The following is a 16,861-nucleotide window of genomic DNA, read 5'->3' on the forward strand; positions in this document are numbered from 1 at the left end:
GAGCAGGATGAATATACACACCTGGAAACATTGGGCCTTCGTAACTTTAATTCTGGTGTTAATGTCGGGTTGCAGTTCGGTCAAGCTGGATGATTATGCTGGTAACAGCCCTGAGCTTAACGCCAAAGATTTTTTTGATGGGCCTCTAACCGCGCATGGCATCGTTAAAAACCGATCGGGAAAAATCATTCGCTATTTTAACGCCGATATTGCTGCCAGTTGGTCTGCAGACGGCGTCGGCACCTTAGATGAATCCTTTGTATTTAACGATGGCGAAAAACAAAAAAGAGTATGGACACTGGTTCCCAATGCGGATGGCAGCTTCGAGGCCAGTGCAAACGATGTGGTCGGGAAATCGCGCCTGGCGACTTCCGGTAACGCGCTGTTTATGCGTTACACGCTCACCATACCTTACAAAGGTAAATCGTTAAATGTAAAGGTTGATGATCGAATGTACCTGGTAAACGACACCACGCTACTTAACGAGAGTGTGATGACCAAGTGGGGGTTTGAAGTCGGTTACGTTACCCTGGTGATTACCAAACAGTAGTCCTGGGGCCACTAAACAAAAAATAGTAACGCGGGTTTCTCTGTGCCCGCGTATAACCCGTCTGTGGCACAATTTGCCATTCTCACTCTGTTAGTGTTCAAAAACCATGCTAGTTGACTCCCACTGCCATCTCGATTTTGCAGCCTTTGATAATGATCGGGATTTTATTCTGGCGCGGTGCCGCGACCTCAATATTGAGCGCATCTTGGTGCCCGGTGTTGCTGCCGAACAATGGCCAAAGGTAGTCGAACTGGTGAACGCCGAAGAGCAGCTCCTGTTTGCTGTGGGTATACACCCCTGGTGGATAGAAGCGAATTGGACAGATAAGGATGTGACTGGCGAGCTTGTCAAGCTTGAGGAGTATCTTGTTCATGACGATTGTGTCGCGGTTGGGGAGTGTGGCCTGGACGCAAATATTGATCGCGCAATGGCAATGCAGCAACAGGTACTCGAACAGCAACTGACTCTGGCAGACCGATTCGATAAGCCGGTTATTTTGCACAGCGTTAAATCTCACAATCCGCTGCTGCAATCGCTGAAACGTTTTCCCAACGCGCGAGGCGTTGTTCATGCCTTTACTGGCAGTTACCAGCAAGGTATGGATTTGTGGAAACGCGGTTTCTATCTGGGGATTGGTGGTGTGATTACTTACGAACGCGCGGCAAAAACCCGCGATGCGGTAACGCGTTTACCGGCAGAGGCCCTGTTGCTGGAAACGGATGCGCCCGATATGCCCCTGGCAGGCAAGCAGGGCGAGCGCAACAGCCCGCTGGTTTTACCCGATATTTTACAAGCGCTTGCCGAATTGCGGGATGACTCGCCGGATGTTCTCGCGCGCATTACCCGCGAGAATTTTCGTCATTTGTTCCAGGTTTGAAGGTAACGTTCAATTGCGCGATTTGCGGCGGCAAAACCAAAACTGCCAGTGACCATGGTGGCGGAGCCAAACCCGCCCGCGCAATCCAGCTTGGTGCCGTCCTGTAGCGATTTTTTATTGCCACATACGGAACCGTCGGCCTGGGGGAAAACCATGGGTTCTGCGGAGTAAACCGCGTCGATCCGGAATTTACGATTTTTATTTTTGGCAAAATTATAGTGGCGATATAACAGGCTGCGCACTTTGGCGAGCATCGGGTCCGCCTGGGTTCTGCCCAAGTCGTCAATCAAAATGCGGGTTGGGTCGCGCTTGCCGCCCGACGCCCCGGACATCACCAGCCACTTTTTGTGGTAACTGCAAAACGCCGCAAGGGCCGCTTTCACCGCCACGGAATCAATTGCATCCACCACCACATGGTGTTCTTCTGTGACCAGTTCGGCCACGTTTTTCTGGGTCAGAAAGTCATGGCGTAAGTGCAGCTGAATTTCTGGATTGATCGCGCGCAATCGTTCGGCCATCACCTGAATTTTCGGCTGACCGACCACACCGGTCAATGCATGCAATTGGCGGTTGGTGTTGGTCACGCAGACATCGTCTAACTCAATAAGCGTTAGTGTGCCCACGCCAGAACGGGCCAGGGCTTCGGCCGCCCAGGTACCCACGCCACCAAGCCCCACTACCATCATATGGGCCTGATGCAACGCCTCGAGCGCGCTCTTGCCATACAAACGGGCGATGCCGCCAAAACGGGCGAGATAGTCGGGGGAAAGTGTCATCGGAAAAGCTGCTGTACCAGGTGAAATGGGCCCCAAGTGTACCGAACCTCGCATTTACGAAAAAGGGCTATAATGCCGCCTCATTAATTTTAGGTGGCGCTTTCATGGAAACCGGCTTGCACTATATCTTTGCCTATCTCAGTTACTTACTTATTTTTATTGTCGGCTTAGCCATAGCCACCGGCATATTCTTTTATTTTGTGGATGTTACCCAAACCCAATCCACCATCCGCCGCAACTATCCGGTAATTGGTCGGTTTCGCTATTTATTCGAGCACTTAGGTGAATTTTTCCGGCAGTATTTTTTTGCCATGGACCGCGAGGAAATGCCGTTTAACCGCGCACTGCGCTCGTGGGTGTATCGAGCGGCAAAAGGGGTTTCCACTAACGTGGCTTTCGGTTCCACCCGGTTGGATGATCGCGTAGGTTCGCCGCATTTTATGAACTCCGTATTCGCGGTTCTCGAAGAAGAGAAAAGTCCGTCCACCCCAATATTGTTCGGCCCCCATTGCCCAAGCCCCTACGAGGCCCCGTCATTTTTTAATATTTCCGGGATGAGTTACGGTGCCTTGTCGCGCCCGGCGGTAACCGCACTGGCAAACGGCGCGGCCAAAGCGGGCTGCTGGATGAATACCGGGGAGGGCGGTACCTCACAGTTTCACTTGCAAAGTGGTTGCGATCTGGTGGTGCAAATCGGCACCGCCAAATACGGCGTGCGGGATGAGCACGGCAAACTGAGCGAGGAAAAACTCCGCGCGCTTGCCGCCAGGCCCAATGTCAAAATGTTCGAGATCAAACTGAGCCAAGGCGCGAAGCCGGGCAAAGGCGGAATTTTACCCGCAGACAAGGTGACCGAGGAAATTGCCGAAATACGCGGGATAAAACCGGGCGAGGCGAGCATCAGCCCCAACCGCCACCCGGAAATTGTCGATACCGCATCGCTGCTGGATATGGTCGAACACATTCGGCGCATTACCGGAAAACCTACCGGATTTAAATTGGTCGTCGGCAGCCCGGAATGGATTGCCGAACTGTGTCAAACCGTGGTGAGTCGCGGCGTTGAATCGGCGCCGGATTTTATTACCGTCGACAGTGCGGACGGTGGTACCGGCGCCGCGCCTCAACCCTTGATGGATTATGTGGGTTTGCCGTTGCGCGAGAGTTTGCCGTTGGTGGTGGATACCCTCTACAAATACAGCCTGAAAGACCGTATTTGGGGTAATTTCTTCCGGCAAATTGATCACCCCTGCATTTGTGGCGCAGGCGCTGGCAACCGGCGCAGATGTTGTGGTTTCCGCGCGTGGTTTTATGTTCGCGCTCGGCTGTGTGCAGGCCTTGCAATGCCATAAAAATACCTGCCCTACGGGCGTAACCACTCACAACCCGCGTTTACAAAAAGGGCTCGATCCCACAGATAAAACGAATCGTGTAGCGAATTATCACCGCCAGATGGTGCACGATGTGGAGATGATTGCGCATTCCTGTGGCGTGCGTCAGCCGAAGGATCTCGGGCGCCACCATGTGCGCCTGGTCACCGAAAACGGATTGTCCAAACCGCTTAACGAAATCTTTCCCATTTAGGTTCCGTTGCGTCGGAATCCCCTGCGCGGCTGGTTGGCAGCCGCCTCTTGCTGCTCAATTCATACAGATCACGCACTCATACGGTATTCTTGCCTGCGCGTGCGTTTGCCATAATTTGTCATATTGCTGTCTGCCGCTAGCCAGATTCCGGCGTTAAAGTCGTGTTATCGCTTCAGTTGCGGCCTTGCCTGCGCAGTGCCGTCCCTGGTCAACTTCTGGTTGAACGCTAAGTTCCAAGAAAGCCACAAGCACAAGAAAGCCAAGAGAAATACACAAAAATTTTCAAGGATGCCCCATGTCTCGTTTTACCCCGCTGTTGTTTTCCCTGATGTGTGTGCTGGTTGCGTGCAGTCCCGATACGGGTACGAATCCATCGACGCCCTCACCTGTGCCTCAATCCGCTGACCTTGCCATTGCTCATGACGAGCCACCCGCGTCGCCTGAGCCGGTTGCGGCAAATCCGATGGCCGAAGCGCCCGCGCCCGCTGAGTCGATGCCCGGCGATCAGAGCACCGCGCTTACGGTATTGGACATTTCTGAGCGGGACAAAGACGGGAAAAACGGTTTGGCGGTCACTTTTTCCACGCCTCTGGATACCGCGCGGGATATTCAGCCCTATTTTTCAGTGACCGATGTGAATGGAGAACCTGTTGCCGGTGCCTGGGTGTTGGGTGACAAGCGCAAGCTCGCGTGGTTTATGCAGGCAGAACCCAACCAGACCTACCAGGTAAAAGTCAGCCCCGGATTGCGCACGCAAAACGGTGGCCAGCTATTGGCTGCCGCCAGTGCCACCATCAAAACCCGGCGTCTGCAGCCGTCGGTAAATTTTGACTCCGACGGGATGGTGCTGCCGGTCGGCTACGGCTCCGGGTTGCCCGTGGTGAGCGTAAACATTGCTGCGGTTGATGTGGATTTTTTTCGGGTGAGCGATGCAAACATCAGCGAGTTTATGATGAACGTGCGTCGCAACGGTCGCCAGAGCTGGTACGCACGCAATCTGAAATCCCTAGGCGAACTTGCCTACAGCGGGCGCTTCGATCTGGCGGTGGAAAAAAATACGCGCAGCAAACGGGATCTGGCCATTCAACGCATAGACGCATTGCAGAAAGCGGGTTTATACCTCGCCATTATGCGCCCCGCTGGCGACTACAGCGATCTGCAAATTACCTGGTTTACGATAACCGACATCGGCCTGCATCTGCGGCACTATCACAACCAACTTGATGTTCACGCGAGCAGTTTAACCTCGGCTGCGGCCTTATCTGGCGTCGAGTTGGAAATTCTCGATAACGAAAACCGGGTTATCGAATCCGCAACAACCACACCGGACGGTGTGGCCAGTTTTACCGGTACGCTTGACAACGCGCAGGTGCTGGTGGCGCGTTCGAAAAGCCAGGTAACCCTGTTGGATCTGCGCCGCCCCGCGTTGGATCTGTCGGAATTCGATTTAGGCGCGCGCCCACAGTTGGCGAACGAGTTGTTTATTTATGGCCCGCGGGATCTATACCGTCCCGGCGAAGCGGCGACCTTCAGCGCATTGCTGCGCAACCACGACGGCCGCCTTGGCCAAACCCCGGTGTTAAATGCCGAGTTACACAACCCGCAGCGCAGTGTGGTAAAGCGTTTTCGCTGGCAGGCACAGAGTCAGGGGTATTATCAGTACGATTTTGTGTTGCCCGCCAACGCGCCCACCGGCAAGTGGGAACTGGTGGTAAAAGGCATGCTGCAGAAACCGGTGGTCTACGCGTTTAATGTGGAAGAATTTCTGCCGGAGCGAATGAAGCTTACGCTGGCAGAGGGCGCAAAACGCAGTCTGCTCAGTTCGCCCGGGGCGACGGCGACATTGCCGGTACTGGGTGAATATCTTTACGGCGCGCCTGCGGCGGGTAATAAATTTGACGGGCTGGTGCAAATCTCCCACTGGCGCTCGCCACTTAAAGATCTCGACGGCTTTCAATTTGGCGATCTCAACGACACGGCCTTTACTCGTCAGGAAGACGTGGAGCCAGTAGTGCTGGATGGCAACGGCAAGGCCGAAATTACGCTGCCCAACTTGTGGCGCAAAGCACAGTCGCCACTGGAAATTCGCGTGGTGGGTAACCTTTATGAATCCGGCGGGCGACCGGTAACCCGCGCGCACAGCTTTTTATTCTGGCCCAATGCGAAACAGCCCGGTGTGCGCCCGCAATTTGGCGATACTAATCCCGCTTCCGGCAGCAATGCGGCCTTCGATGTGGTGCTGGTGAACGCACAGGGCGAGCGCTTCGCCTCTGCCGCATTAAAAGCCACCCTGATAAAAGAAGACCGCCAGTATTTTTGGGAATACAGCAATCATCGCGGTTGGCACTGGAACTGGTCGGAAAAAGAATTTCCGGTGGCGAGTGAGCCTGTCTCAACGTCCGTGGACGGCGTCGCTACGGTCAGTTTTCCCGTGGAGTGGGGAAATTATCGGTTGGAAGTGACCGACAGCGATAGCGGGGTAAAAACCAGCGTGCGCTTTTTTGCCGGATACAACTGGTACTACGACTGGACCAACGCCCGCGATCAGGTGGCCGCGCGGCCGGATAAAGTCACCCTCGCATTGGACAAGCCTGCCTATGCGCCCGGCGACGTGGCGCGGTTAAAAATTCTGCCGCCTGCGGCTGGTGAAGTGCTGGTGCTGGTCGAAAGTGATGTGCCCCTCTGGAGCAAAAAAATTACGGTGGATAAAGCAGGGGCGGAACTGGAGATTCCTGTCGATGCGGCCTGGGACAGCCACGACATTTACATCAGTGCATTGCTGTTGCAGCCTTCGGCAAAAAAAATCCGCCAGACACCCAAGCGCGCACTGGGGTTAATTTATTTGCCGCTGGACCGGGAACCCCGCCGACTCGATATCGCCATCGACACGCCGGACACCGTATTGCCCGCGACAACCCTGCCGGTGCGGGTCCATCTCGACAGCGCGAGCGGTACTCGTGGCCCCGCGTCTGCACAGGTAACCGTCGCCGCAGTGGATGTCGGTGTTTTGAATATCAGCGATTTTGCCACCCCGGATGCCTTTGACTATTTCTTCGGGCAACGCCGCTACAGTGTGGATGCCCGCGATATGTTCGCGGACGTGATTGAACTGCAGGATGCCCAGCAGGCAAAACAGCGATTTGGTGGCGATGCGGATCTGGCGCGCGGTGGAAAACAGCCGCAAAGTGATGTGCAGATTGTTTCGCTGTTCCAAGGGCCGGTTGCGCTGGATGCCGAGGGCAATGCGCAGGTTGCGTTGCCTTTGCCGGATTTTAATGGCCGCCTGCGGGTGATGGCCCTGGCGTTTAACGATGATCAGTTCGGCAGTGCTGAGCAGGAAGTGACGGTAAGCGCACCGATTATTGCCGAAATGGCGATGCCGCGATTTTTGGCGCTGGGTGATCGGGCTGAACTGGCGCTGGATCTGCGCAACAACACAGAGCAACAACAGTCGATTCGGGTCACGCTGGGAGTGAGCCAACCACTCGAGCTGGATTCGCCGTCTGAACCACCATCGTCTCAGCACATATCTCAACAATTGCCCCAGCAATCATCCCAAAGTGACAGCCACAGCCTGTTGCTTGCGCCCGGGCAACGCACGACCCTGACACTCCCCGTGCGCGCGGTGGGTTACAGCGGTGCGGGAGAAATTTCTGTGGCAGTGCAGGGCGCTGGCATCACCGACTTTTCGCGGGCTTGGCATCTCGGCGTGCGCCCGGCCTATCCCGCGGTAACCCGCAAAGTGGAGCGCGTGTTGGAAACGGGTGAAAGCTTGCAGCTCGCGGCGGAGGATTTTTCCGGGATCATTCTCGATACCCTCGAAGTGGGTGTCAGCGTGTCGCCCACGGTAAATTTAAATCTCGGTGAACAACTGCGCAATTTGCTCGCCTATCCCTACGGCTGTCTCGAACAAACCACCAGCCGCGCCTGGCCATTGTTGTTTGCCACCGAAGAGCAACAGGCCGCTTTTGCGATGCAGCCGCTGGCGGATGCCGAGCGCCTGGCGCGTTTGCAAAAGGCCATCGACCGCCTGTTCAGTTTTCAGCGCAGCAACGGCTCCTTCGGCCTGTGGAGTTCCGGCTCTGAGGAGTCGCACTGGTTGACCGTGTACGCCACAGATTTCCTGCTCCATGCCCGCGAACAGGGGTTGGATGTACCTCAGGCGCAGCTGGAAAATGCGTTAAAACGCCTGGAAAGTTACATTCGCGGCTCGGGCAGCTTTGTCGGCCAGCGCTGGTCCAGCGAGCCAGCGCATTACGCCTTTGCCACCCGTGCCTATGCGGCCTATGTGCTGAGTGGGTTAAAACGAGCGCCGCTGGGCGTGCTGCGCAATCTGTATCGCCGGGATTTTAATGCGGCGCAAAGTGGTTATGCCCAGTTGCATTTGGGCCTGGCCCTGCAGCGTATGGGAGACACCACCACCGCGCAGCGCGCTATCGCCACAGCGTTTACCCATTTTGACGGCGAGTACCATTACTGGGGTGATTACGGCAGTCGCATGCGCGACCTGGGGATGGCAATTTATTTGCTCGCTGCGGAATCGGCGCCAGAGTATCGCTCCCAGGTGCTCGATTTCAGTGTTGAGCTCCGTGATGCCCTCGCGGCGCGGCGCTGGCTCAGTACCCAGGAGCGCTACGCACTGTTTATGGCAGGGATGGCGCTGAAAAACCAAGTAACAGTCGGCTGGCGCGGTGAGTGGACGGCGCCTGCCAGTGCGCCCCAGATGTTGGAGTCGGAATCCACCTGGGCGACGCTGCTGCGTGGCGAACGCGCGGCGCAGGGGTTTGCATTCGCGTCCCGGCACGATGGCCCGCTCTACGCTACCGCGACTGTTTCCGGTTATGGCGCTGAACCGCCAGAACCGGTGAGCGACGGGATTACTATCGCGCGCAGCTGGTACACCCTCGACGGTGAAGCGGTTACCCCAAGCACACTCAAAACCGGCGAGCGGCTGCTAGTTGCGCTGGAAATTTCCGGTCGGCAGCGGGTGGCAGATGCACTTGTCGTTAACCTGCTGCCTGCGGGGCTTGAGCTGGAAAATGAAAACCTCAACCGTGCGCTGGACTTTGAACAATTGCGTATCGACGGAAAGCGGTTAAGTGAACTGCAAAAAAATACCGATATGAAACACCGGGAGTTTCGCGACGACCGTTTTGTCGCGGCGCTGGATTACCGCGGCTATCGCACCGCCTCCGTGTTCTTCGTTGTGCGTGCAGTAACCCCCGGTGTTTACCGTGTTCCTCCGGCGAGTGTGGAGGATATGTACCGCCCGGAAATTCACAGCCTGGGCGGCGATATTGAGCAGATCGAAGTCACGCCCTGATCCAGTGATGGCTAAGAGCAACCACAAACAGCGCCAGCCACGCACCCGGCGGCGCCCGCGCATTCTGTTGGTCGCGGCTGGCTGCAGCCTGCTGGTTGCCTGTTTGTGGATTCTCGACCGCTGCTTTCCGCTGGCACTGCCCTCCGCTGCCAGTGGATTCTACGCACAAGTGGTGTACGACCGCGATGGTCGCCCGCTGCGCTCGTTTGCCGACGCGCAAGGGATTTGGCGCTACCGTGTCAGCCTCAATGAAGTCTCGCCCTACTATTTGGACGCGCTGCTTAACTACGAAGACCGGCGCTTCTGGCATCACCCGGGGGTGGACCTGCTCGCTTTGATCCGCGCCACCTGGCTTAATCTGACCCAAGGCCGGGTGATTTCAGGTGGCTCGACCTTGTCTATGCAGGTCGCGCGCCTGCTGCACCCGCACAGCCGCAGCCTGGCAGGCAAGTTGTATCAAGTGTTGCGCACGTTCCAGCTTGAATGGCACCTCTCGAAAAGCCAAATCCTCGAACTCTACTGCAATATTGCGCCCTTCGGCGGCACCATCGAAGGGGTGCAGGCGGCGAGTTACACCTATTTGGGGAAGCCGGCGCGCGAACTGACCCGGGCGGAAGCGGCACTGATGGCGGTACTGCCCCAGTCGCCCACGCGGCTGCGCCCGGACATTCACCCGCTCGCAGCAGAGCGCGCCAGAGACAAAGTGCTCGACCGGCTGCAAGCCTTTGGCGAATGGTCACCAGAGGATATTGCTCAAGCCAAGCTGGAAACTGTTTACGGCGTGCGCCATACCCCGGAGCAACATGCACCGCTGCTGGCGCGGCGTCTGGCACAGGCGCACCCTCAATGGCAGCGCATAAACACCACCATTGACGGCGATTTACAGCGCAGCCTGGAAACCTATCTCAAGAGTTATGTGGTGCAGCAGGCGGAAAAATCGTCCGCTGCGGCACTGGTGATGGAAAATAAAACCCAGCGTATTCTGGCTTATGTGGGCACCGCAGATTTCGCCAGCCCACAGCGCTACGGCCATGTGGATATGGTGACTGCAATCCGCTCTCCCGGCAGTACGCTTAAACCCTTTTTGTATGGTCTGGCGCTGGACGAGGGGCTGATCCATTCCGAGTCACTGTTGGTCGATGCGCCGCGCCACTGGCAGGATTACCGACCCGGCAACTTCAGCGGGGGTTTTAGCGGCCCGGTCAGTGCCGCCGAAGCGCTGCAGAGATCACTGAATATTCCGGCGGTGGGCCTGCTCGACCATTATGGCCCGGCGAACTTTGTTGCGCGCCTGGCAAATGCTGGGGTGCCGTTGGCGATACCGGGCGACAAAGCCAATCTGGCGGTGATTCTCGGTGGCGCGGGGCTGAGCCTGGAATCGCTGGTGGCCGCTTACGGCAGTCTCGCCAATGGGGGGCTGGTTACTGCCCCGCGCTATCTCGCAGCCGAGAACGCGGCTGTACCCCGCTACCTGATGTCGCCCCAGGCGGCCTGGGTCATCCAAAAAATTCTTGCGGATATTCCGCCACCGAATGGTCTGCGCTATTCCTCCGCCCTGGCCAAGGGCGCAACGTTGGCGTGGAAAACCGGCACCAGCTATGGCTTTCGCGACAGCTGGGCGCTCGGGGTGGGGCGTCACTATACGATTGGGGTGTGGTTTGGCAGGCCGGATGGCACTCCGTTGCCCGGTGCCAGTGGACGCGCGAGCGCGGGCCCGCTGCTGCACGGTATTGCGGATATGCTGCCCGGTGCGCGTGAACCCCTGCCACGTCCGACAGGGGTAACAGACGAGTCTGTCTGCTGGCCGCTGGGGCGGCGTGTGGCAGATACGCCAGCGGCACAGTGTCATGCCACACGGGATGCCCTGGTAATTAATGGCACAGTGCCGCCGACCCTCTGGGACGAGCAAAGCGAAGCGGTTAATCCGCGTGTTATTTGGCTCGATAGTGCGGGTAATCGGGTCCACAGTGGCTGCGGTACGCAATTTAGTGAGGCGAGAAAAACTAAAGTTGCGCTCTGGCCCCTAATGAGTGAACCCTGGGTGGCGCCACAATGGCGGCGTGCGCGCCAACTACCGGACTGGTCGCGTGCATGTGTTACGACACTGGATCTGGACAGCCCCGTTCGCATTACCGGGATAGACGCTTCTGCACGTTATCGCCGCGCTGGTGTGGGTGGTGCCAACCCTCGCCTGACGCTTGCGGCTGTTGGCGGCAGCGGCGACCGGCACTGGTATCTGGATGGCCAATACTACCGCTCGGCGGCAAGCGTGGCAGCGCTGGCCGTGGAATTAGACAGCGCTGGTGAGCACCAGATTCTGGTGATAGATGATGTCGGCAATACCGACCAAGTGTGGGTGCGTGTGGAGTAAGGGGGTTCGTTATTCCATGTTAAAAATAGCGTAACCTATATAAGGTCTATTTAAATTATAAGGTCTATTTAAATGCCCCCTATCGATATAAGGTTTATTCGATACAGGTGGCGCAGGCGACCATCACATAGCGTCCCGTATGCCCACTGCGGATGGGGCGGGGTTGCCCATCAACATCTGTCATCGCCCGATACAGCTCATTTTCCATCTCGATGGTTTTACGCTCGTGTTCAAACGGATAAATTAACCCTCCCATGCCACCGCTGGCGATATACTCGCTGGTATTCAATAACATGGTTTTCAGGTGAAGCATTTCGTGCAGTAAGGCGTCGGCTGGCGATGCCACGCAATAGGGTATTTTTTCTCGGCAGGACGACTGGAATTTAAGGCGCGCACCAAACTGCGGATCGAAGAAAACCGTCGCTTCCTCCACTTTCATTGCGCTGCCGGTTACCTCAGTGCGAAAGCTGCGTCTCTCGTATTTTATTTTCCAGCGTTCGGAAGCAAGATTTTGTAACAGCTGAACCACCGGCGGAAATTGCGCGTAGTACCCTGCGAGCTTGCCGAACTCTTGTTGCAGGGTAAAGGGGTCGTCTACTTGCGGCTGGAAGTGTTGCTCAAGAATTTTAAGAATGGCGCTGCTCTCTGCTGTGGGAGCAGGAATCTCCTCCGGGAGGCGAGCAAACTGTTGCAGCACTTCAAGGTCCGCCGCACTCTCTGCGTCATGTGTGTTGGTTAATCCAACGGAGTTATGCCAGTAGGTCGCGGGCAGAGGTTCGGCAAAAGCCGTACTTGCGGTAATGGTAAGCAGCAGTACGGGTAACCAGGGGCGGCGCTTGTTTCTACCTACAGGTGTATGTACGCTTCGTCTTTCTTCCAGCAAACGTAAATTGTTAACGCTGGCGAATTCCTCCAGTTGGAAAAATACTTTCGGGTCTGTGCGCTGCAGGTTGCGGGGAAAAATAATACAACCACTGCCGTTAATGTTGCAGCAGTGAAAAACGTGGCGGCCCTGTTCGGTGTGCGCCACCACCTGGCCTGGCAGTTCCGACGCGCTAATGCGAAATGCCGAGTTTTGCTGAAAATGTGCGGTCGCCATAGAAACCTGAGCGCCTCGTGCAACGGGTAACTAACGTGTATTTAGAGCCTAGTTCACGGGATGCCACTTCGCTTTTTCGATCTTATTCAAATACAGGATTAATCCATGAGTCACCTAACACTGAAAGCACTAAGCCTTATCACGTTGCTGATCCCGCTCTCGGTTTTCGCACAGCGCGGCCCCTTGCCGGTGTTTATTCAAGACGTTAAAACGATTTCAATTGAAGAGACGATTGAAGCCTTAGGCACGCTCAAGGCAAATGAATCCACGGTGCTTTCGTCCAGCGTGACGGAATCGATTACCGCAATTCACTTCAACGATAATCAGCGCGTGCAGGCCGGAGATGTGCTGGTGGAAATGACGAGCGCCGAAGAGCACGCGCAGTTAAAGCAGGCGATGGCGACCCTGGACGAAGCGGAGCGGCAGTACGGCCGCTTTAAAGCGCTGGAAAAAGACAAAGTCGCCACGGCGGCGCAGTTGGACCAGCAAAAAGTGCTGGTGGACGCCGCCGAAGCGCAGTTGCGCGCAGTGCAGTCGCGTTTGCAGGACCGCCTGTTGATTGCGCCGTTTGACGGTGTGGTGGGGCTGCGTAATATCAGTGTGGGTGCGCTGGTGCGCCCGGGCGATGTGATAACCACGCTCGACGACGACAGTGTGATGAAACTGGATATGACCGTGCCGTCCATTTATCTGGCCGATTTACGTGTGGGCATGCCAGTGGTGGCGCGGGCGACAGCGCTGCGCGATCAGGCGTTTAACGGCAAGCTGGTGGGCATCGATTCGCGCGTAGACCCGGTTACCCGGTCGCTGGTGGCGCGCGCGATAATTGAAAACCCGGAAGGCAAGTTGCGTCCCGGCCTGCTAATGACAGTGTTGCTGAGCCAGCCGCAACGCGAGGCGATGATGATCTCCGAAGAAGCCATTATTCAGGTGGGCCGCCAGGCGCACGTATTTGTGATTGAACACGATGGTGAGCGCACCCTAGTTGCCAAGCGCGATGTCGCTTTGGGCGTGCGCCGCCCCGGTGAAGTGGAAATAGTATCGGGCCTCAACGCGGGTGATCAGGTGGTTGTTCACGGTGGCATGAAACTGCGCCCTGGGGTGGAAGTAAAAATTTCCGGGGTGAGCAATAACGGTGAGCGATTGCCGCAATTGCTAGCGCAATAACCGGGAGCCAGTGCGATGATTCTTTCAGATGTCAGTATCAAACGCCCGGTGTTTGCATCGGTCATTTCTTTTTTATTGGTGGCGTTCGGCATTCTTGCGTTCGAACGTTTGCCGCTGCGGGAGTATCCGGATATTGATCCGCCCGTGGTGTCGATCAACACCTCCTACCCCGGTGCTGCGGCCAGCGTTGTGGAAACGCGTATTACCCAGCTTATCGAAGACCGCATTGCCGGTATTGAGGGCATTAAGTTTATTCAAAGCTCGAGCCAGGACGGGCGCTCCAGTATTGATGTGGAATTCGATATTGGTCGCGATATTGAATCGGCGACCAACGATATTCGCGCGCGGGTGTCGCGCATCCTCGACGATCTGCCGCAAGAGGCCGATATTCCCGATGTGCGCAAAGTGGATTCCAACGAAGACGTAATTATGTGGCTTAACCTCACGAGCCCGAATATGTCGGTACCGGAACTCACCGATTATGCCGAGCGCTATTTAATCGACCGTTTTTCTACCGTGGATGGCGTCGCGCGTGCGCGCGTGGGTGGCAGCCAGCGTTACGCCATGCGTGTGTGGGTTGACCGCGTGCAACTGGCCGCGCACAAATTGACGGTCGCAGATATTGAATCCGCCTTGCGCTCGGAAAACGTCGAGTTACCGGCGGGTAGTGTCGAATCTGACGAGCGCCAGTTTACGATCCGCACCCAGCGCAGTTTTCGCTCCGCCGACGATTTCTCGCAGTTGGTGTTGGGGCGCGGCGAGGACGGCCATTTAATTCGCTTGCGCGATGTGGCGCGGGTAGAAAAAGGCACCGAAGAAAGCCGGACGTTTTTCCGGGGTAACGGCGAGGCGATGGTCGGCATTGGCGTGAGCAAACAGTCCACAGCCAATACCATAGACGTAGCGCGCGGCGCGAAAGCGCTGGCCGAACGCATTAATCAAAACCTGCCCAATGGAATGGAAATTCGCCAAAGCTACGATTCCTCCGTTTTTATTGAACAGGCGGTGGCAGAAGTTTACAAAACGCTGGCGATTGCCATCGTGCTGGTCATTCTGGTGATTTATGTTTTTCTCGGCAGCGCGCGCGCGATGCTGGTTCCTGCGGTGACGGTTCCCGTCTCGCTGATCGCCACGTTTATTTTGCTCGCGCTCTGGGGGTTCACGGTCAACCTGCTGACGTTGCTCGCGCTGGTGCTGGCCATCGGGCTGGTGGTCGATGATGCAATCGTGGTGCTCGAAAATATTCACCGTCGCATGGAAACCTACAACGAATCGGCCCTGGTCGCCGCCTATCGCGGTACTCGTCAGGTGGGTTTTGCGGTGGTGGCAACTACCCTGGTTTTGGTGGCGGTGTTTGCCCCGATTGCCGTATTGCAAGGGGACTTGGGGCGCTTGTTTTCCGAGTTTGCGCTGACGATGTCGGCGGCGGTGGTGTTTTCCAGTCTGGTGGCCCTCACGCTTTCTGCGGTTCTGGCGTCGAAGGTGCTTAAGAAATCCGATAACAACAATAAAATTTTACGTGCGGTCGACCGTACATTCGCGCGCATGCAGGTGTCCTACAGCGGCGCGATTAACCGGTGTGTGACTAACCCTGGCAAAGTGCTGTTCGCATTCGCCCTGCTGATCGTCGGTTGCGTGTTTATGGTTTCGCGCATCCCTTCCGAATTTGCCCCCAAAGAAGACCGCGGCGCATTTTTTGTGTTGGTGAACGGCCCGGAAGGCGCCAGCTATCAATACATGAAAGATTACATGGATGAGATAGAACAGCGCATGTTACCGCTCGCGGAGAGCGGCGAAGCGCAGCGTGTACTGGTGCGCGCGCCGCGTGCCTGGGGATCAATATCCAGTTTTAATTCCGGCATTGTTATTGTGACCCTCAACGGCTGGGATCAGCGCCGCTCCGCGCAGGAAATTATGGACGAGGTGAACACCAAGCTTGCCGATCTACCGGGTGTGCGTGCGTTTTCCGTGATGCGACAGGGGATTGGTTCGCGCGTCGCCAAGCCGGTGCAATTTGTTATCGGCGGCGGCACCTACGAAGAACTGGCACAGTGGCAGGATATTCTGCTGGAGAAAATTGCCGAGGAAAACCCGAAACTGCTGGGTGTCGATACCGACTACAAAGATTCCAATCCGCAGATCCAGGTGGTTATCGACTATGCACGTGCCGCCGAGCTGGGGGTGAGCGTGCAGACAATTGGCCGTACTCTGGAGTCAATGCTGGGCCGCAAACGCGTTACCACGTTTATTGATGAGGGCGAAGAATACGATGTGTTGATCGAAGGTGAGCGCTATCAAAATAACAGCCCGACCGATATCAACAATATTTATGTGCGATCCGATCGTAGCCGAGAGCTTATCCCGCTGGCGAACCTGGTGAAACTCGAAGAGTTCGCCGTTGCCACCAGCCTCAACCGCTACAACCGCACCCGTGCAATCACTCTGGAAGCCGACTTGGCGGAGGGCTATTCGCTGGGTGAAGCGTTGGAATATCTCGAGGATCTAGTCAAGCGGGAGCTGCCAGCGAAAGTGGCTATCGATTACAAAGGGCAATCACAGGATTTCAAATTCTCTGGCGACTCTATGTTGTTCGCATTTGGCTTGGGCATCCTGGTGATGTTTCTGGTGCTCGCTGCACAGTTTGAGAGTTACATCAGTCCAATGGTGATCATGTTCACCGTACCTTTGGCGGTTGCAGGTGGCTTGTTCGGTTTATGGGTAACGGCGGGCACGTTTAATTTGTACAGCCAGATCGGGTTAATCATGCTGATTGGCCTGGCAACCAAAAACGGCATTTTGATCGTGGAGTTTGCGAATCAGCTGCGTGACGAAGGTCAGTCAATCCGCGAGGCGGTACTGGAGGCCAGTGCCGTGCGTTTACGCCCAATTGTAATGACCAGCCTTACAACGGTAGTCGGTTCTATTCCCTTGATTCTCTCTTTCGGGGCGGGCGCTGAAACCCGGCAGGTGCTGGGAATTACCCTGTTTTTTGGGGTAACAGCGGCAACAGTATTTAGCTTGTTTTTGATTCCGGTTATGTACGATCTGTTGGCAAAATACGCGGGCTCGCCCGGTAAGGTTCAAGCCCAATTGAAAGATGAGCTTGGTGAGTAGCCG

8 protein-coding genes and 1 pseudogene are annotated in these 16,861 nt (G+C 56.2%); 7 read left to right on the top strand and 2 right to left on the bottom strand.

The features are described 5' to 3' along the window. Positions 1-7 precede the first annotated feature (7 nt). Both TERTU_RS03345 and TERTU_RS03350 read left to right on the top strand, forming a co-directional pair. Positions 8-550, top strand: a complete 543-nt coding sequence (locus tag TERTU_RS03345; protein ID WP_015816816.1) for a DUF3833 domain-containing protein — start codon at positions 8-10, stop codon at positions 548-550. 106 nt (positions 551-656) lie between these two features. Then, positions 657-1,427, top strand: coding sequence for a TatD family hydrolase (locus TERTU_RS03350; protein WP_015819692.1), 771 nt, complete (start codon positions 657-659; stop codon positions 1,425-1,427). Here TERTU_RS03350 and tcdA read toward each other — a convergent pair. Continuing rightward, a complete protein-coding gene (gene tcdA, locus TERTU_RS03355) occupies positions 1,409-2,203 on the bottom strand; it encodes a tRNA cyclic N6-threonylcarbamoyladenosine(37) synthase TcdA (RefSeq protein WP_015818474.1) in 795 nt (264 codons plus the stop codon). The two genes, TERTU_RS03350 and tcdA, sit on opposite strands and share 19 nt — an antisense overlap. A gap of 104 nt (positions 2,204-2,307) precedes the next feature. On the opposite strand from tcdA, the pseudogene TERTU_RS03360 reads away from it, so the two are divergent. The 3 genes and pseudogenes from TERTU_RS03360 (at position 2,308) to pbpC (ending at position 11,478) form a co-directional block, all read left to right on the top strand. Further along, a pseudogene (locus tag TERTU_RS03360) lies at positions 2,308-3,784 on the top strand (FMN-binding glutamate synthase family protein). A gap of 295 nt (positions 3,785-4,079) precedes the next feature. Then, positions 4,080-9,107, top strand: coding sequence for an alpha-2-macroglobulin family protein (locus TERTU_RS03365; RefSeq protein WP_015818845.1), 5,028 nt, complete (start codon positions 4,080-4,082; stop codon positions 9,105-9,107). Between the two features lie 7 nt (positions 9,108-9,114). Further along, positions 9,115-11,478, top strand: a complete 2,364-nt coding sequence (gene pbpC, locus TERTU_RS03370; protein WP_015820468.1) for a penicillin-binding protein 1C — start codon at positions 9,115-9,117, stop codon at positions 11,476-11,478. A 94-nt stretch (positions 11,479-11,572) separates the two neighbouring features. Here pbpC and TERTU_RS03375 read toward each other — a convergent pair whose 3' ends face one another. Continuing rightward, the gene (locus tag TERTU_RS03375) at positions 11,573-12,577 is read right to left on the bottom strand and encodes a hypothetical protein (protein WP_015818929.1); all 1,005 of its coding nucleotides are present in this window, start codon (positions 12,575-12,577) and stop codon (positions 11,573-11,575) included. Between the two features lie 105 nt (positions 12,578-12,682). Here TERTU_RS03375 and TERTU_RS03380 point away from each other — a divergent pair, with 105 nt between their 5' ends. Both TERTU_RS03380 and TERTU_RS03385 read left to right on the top strand, forming a co-directional pair. Further along, positions 12,683-13,744 (top strand): efflux RND transporter periplasmic adaptor subunit, encoded by a 1,062-nt coding sequence (locus TERTU_RS03380; protein ID WP_015817589.1) that lies wholly within the window; start codon positions 12,683-12,685, stop codon positions 13,742-13,744. 15 nt (positions 13,745-13,759) lie between these two features. Beyond that, the gene (locus tag TERTU_RS03385) at positions 13,760-16,858 is read left to right on the top strand and encodes an efflux RND transporter permease subunit (RefSeq protein ID WP_015820142.1); all 3,099 of its coding nucleotides are present in this window, start codon (positions 13,760-13,762) and stop codon (positions 16,856-16,858) included. The last annotated feature ends 3 nt before the right edge of the window (positions 16,859-16,861 follow it).

Source organism: Teredinibacter turnerae T7901, assembly GCF_000023025.1.
Classification (GTDB): Bacteria; Pseudomonadota; Gammaproteobacteria; order Pseudomonadales; family Cellvibrionaceae; genus Teredinibacter; species Teredinibacter turnerae_B.

What these genes read in the sequence shown, in the direction of transcription:
- TERTU_RS03345 (WP_015816816.1), top strand. Translation starts at nt 8, where the DNA reads ATGAATATACACACCTGGAAACATTGGGCCTTCGTAACTTTAATTCTG.
- TERTU_RS03350 (WP_015819692.1), top strand. Translation starts at nt 657, where the DNA reads ATGCTAGTTGACTCCCACTGCCATCTCGATTTTGCAGCCTTTGATAAT.
- tcdA (WP_015818474.1), bottom strand. Translation starts at nt 2,203, where the DNA reads ATGACACTTTCCCCCGACTATCTCGCCCGTTTTGGCGGCATCGCCCGT.
- TERTU_RS03365 (WP_015818845.1), top strand. Translation starts at nt 4,080, where the DNA reads ATGTCTCGTTTTACCCCGCTGTTGTTTTCCCTGATGTGTGTGCTGGTT.
- pbpC (WP_015820468.1), top strand. Translation starts at nt 9,115, where the DNA reads ATGGCTAAGAGCAACCACAAACAGCGCCAGCCACGCACCCGGCGGCGC.
- TERTU_RS03375 (WP_015818929.1), bottom strand. Translation starts at nt 12,577, where the DNA reads ATGGCGACCGCACATTTTCAGCAAAACTCGGCATTTCGCATTAGCGCG.
- TERTU_RS03380 (WP_015817589.1), top strand. Translation starts at nt 12,683, where the DNA reads ATGAGTCACCTAACACTGAAAGCACTAAGCCTTATCACGTTGCTGATC.
- TERTU_RS03385 (WP_015820142.1), top strand. Translation starts at nt 13,760, where the DNA reads ATGATTCTTTCAGATGTCAGTATCAAACGCCCGGTGTTTGCATCGGTC.